Annotated in this window: 2 protein-coding genes and 1 pseudogene; 1 reads left to right on the top strand and 2 read right to left on the bottom strand. The window is 30.0% G+C overall.

What is annotated here, in order from left to right; all coding sequences use genetic code 11:
* Nucleotides 1-128 (bottom strand): single-stranded DNA-binding protein (locus HM985_RS16995; RefSeq protein WP_179377400.1); only part of this gene is annotated, 128 nt, incomplete at its 3' end.
* A gap of 896 nt (nucleotides 129-1024) precedes the next feature.
* Entirely contained in the window at nucleotides 1025-1408 is a 384-nt protein-coding gene (locus HM985_RS17000) for a hypothetical protein (protein WP_179377401.1), read from the bottom strand.
* Between the two features lie 93 nt (nucleotides 1409-1501).
* Between HM985_RS17000 and xerA the strand changes: the two are divergent.
* Nucleotides 1502-2637, top strand: a pseudogene (gene xerA / locus HM985_RS17005) (site-specific tyrosine recombinase/integron integrase).
* The last annotated feature ends 70 nt before the right edge of the window (nucleotides 2638-2707 follow it).

Here is a 2707-nt window from a genome sequence, read left to right on the forward strand (position 1 = left end):
GAATCTTTGTAAGATTCATTGGTGGCGATTGAAAATTTTGCAACTTTCTTACCGTTTTCAAGGTTTGTAATTTCTGGCACGTTTCCTACGTTACCAATTAACTGTACTTTGTTTTTTAGAGTACTCATAATTAAAAAATTTAAAGATTAATATTGACCTATCTGAACGATTCAGAAAGGCTTTGTTATTGATTTACTTATTATATCCAGAGCGTTTTCCTTTTTTTGTTTTTTAACTTTTGTTCCGCTTCCTTTTTATTTATTTTGTAAGATTTCATAAGATTCATTTTAGATTTACTTCCCATAGAGCCGACGCTGTTACCTTCTTTTTGTTGCTTAGTGCTTTCGATATTCAGCTTTGTTTAGACATATAAAAAGTGCGAGGCACGAGCCTGATTATGCTGTCGTTCAAAGCTGAATGTTGTTATTTTGCTGTCAAAAAAAGGGATGACGGTGCTGGATTACGGAAGTGATTCTAAAGTCTTTGTGAAATATAAAATCATAGGAAAAGGAACACAATGACAAATACATTTTTATCCTTTTTAGCGAACTTGATTCACGCTTTTTACGTGAGAATAGAGTGTTCCTTCCCTGCAGAGCGGAAAGGGTTAACGGAATGAAGCGTCAAAAGTGGGGATTAGGTTCAAGACCTTTTTTAATGAAGCTCTTTTATCGGAATGAAGCTTTTTGCGGAATGTAGAGAAATGTGCTGAATGGAATACGATGAATTTTTATCCCTGAGCGTTTAATGTAAATTATCAAAATAAAGATGCAAAAAATCGTTTATTCTAAGTAAGATTAATTATGACTTTTAATCATTCAACATTTTTACTGTAGCATCAGGACTAAACCTAAATACTCTAAAAAAACATCCTCTATCTGTTACCATTATTGCAGATAATCTGTAGCTAGCGTAATAAGTATCATTCTACAAAAATGAGTCTACTACTATAATTATATTCTATAGAACTTGATTGTACTGTTCTAACATTTTACATAAAGTCATAATATTCAATGAGGACTTTCTATTTCTGAACCATATAATCCTGCCATTTTATTAGTACATATTTATGAACACCATGCTCTACTCTTTTTAAAAATCCATATTCATACACAAAAAGATAAACATCACCTTTTGTGTTTTTCCAATAATGTGTGAAAAAATTTGGATCAAATCCTTCTGGAGTAAGCATGCTTGACCGAACTATAACTTTACCGCCTTTATTATATTCCTTCAATATTTTTCTGTTAAGTTTTAGCTGATTGTCGACTTTATTATAAAATCGTTCTGGTTTATCTTTTGCTTGTTGATATTGATAAGCACTTTTACACTGTGGGTCGCAAAATTTCTTATCGGTTCTTCCCTTTAACTCGTTCTTACAATACAGACAAGTTTTATAAAATCTCATGTTCCTTATATTAAGTGTATGTTATACGTATCCTATTCGAATAAGATACGATTAAATCGTTTACATCCACTACATTGCATTAAATAATACTTTATGGAAAAAGGAAGGAGCATTACTTTAAAGCATCTTTTAATAAGAGATAAAAGATATATCGGCTTACAATTCAATACAGATAAAATTATTCAGGCACTTGTTAAAGAATTGCCTGACGTAAGATGGAGCAATGAATTTAATATGGCTTACATTTTAAACACAAATAAAAACCTGAATAAAATATTCAATATTTTCAGTGGGGTTGTTTGGGTGAATTGTAATTATTTTTTTGATAAAAAACCAATAAATGATACTATTGAGCCCATGGATATCACTTGGTTTAGACAACGATCTCTACCAAATAATTTTCGACACTGTCCTATCACCTACTTAGATTAGATAAGTTACAATTAAAAAAATACGCTAATAATACTGTAAAATCTTATATTCTTGCTTTTGAAACCTTCATAAACGATCACAAAACCAAAGAATTGATACAGATCAATGAAAATGATGTTAGGAACTATATTCTCAAATTAATTCAAGAAAACAAATCTGATTCTTATATAAATATAGCTATCAACAGTATCAAATTTTATTACGAATCTGTACTGGGTATGCCAAATCGTTTTTATCAAATAGAAAGGCCTAGAAAGGTAAAAAAATTGCCAAAAGTTCTATCAAAAGAGGATGTTTTAAAAATCATTACAAATACAAATAATTTAAAACATAAATGTATTGTAAGTCTTTTGTATTCCTCTGGGATTAGAAGAAACGAATTAATCAATTTAAAAATTACAGATATTGATAGTAAGCGAATGCTAATACTCATCGAAGCCGCTAAAGGTAAAAAGGATCGTTACACGTTACTTTCTAATACATTATTAAAAGATTTACGAGACTACTATAAACAATGGAAACCAGAATCTTATATTTTTGAAGGAGTATATGGAAAACAATATTCTGCACAAAGCGTTGGCCAAATAGTAAAAAATGCCGCAATAAAGGCAGGAATACAAATTACTGTAACACCACATATGCTAAGACATAGTTTTGCAACTCACCTTTTAGAAGATGGAGTTGATTTAAGACAAATTCAAGTTTTATTAGGTCACAGCTCTACCAAAACAACGGAGATTTACACCCATGTTGCCACGACTACTTTTAAGAAAATTAAAAACCCTTTAGACATTTAAGAATATATAAAGGATATATATAACATATGTTATATATATCTTATATTTGGGTGTATATAGAACATATGTT

The organism is Winogradskyella wichelsiae, from assembly GCF_013403925.1.
Lineage (GTDB): Bacteria > Bacteroidota > Bacteroidia > Flavobacteriales > Flavobacteriaceae > Winogradskyella > Winogradskyella wichelsiae.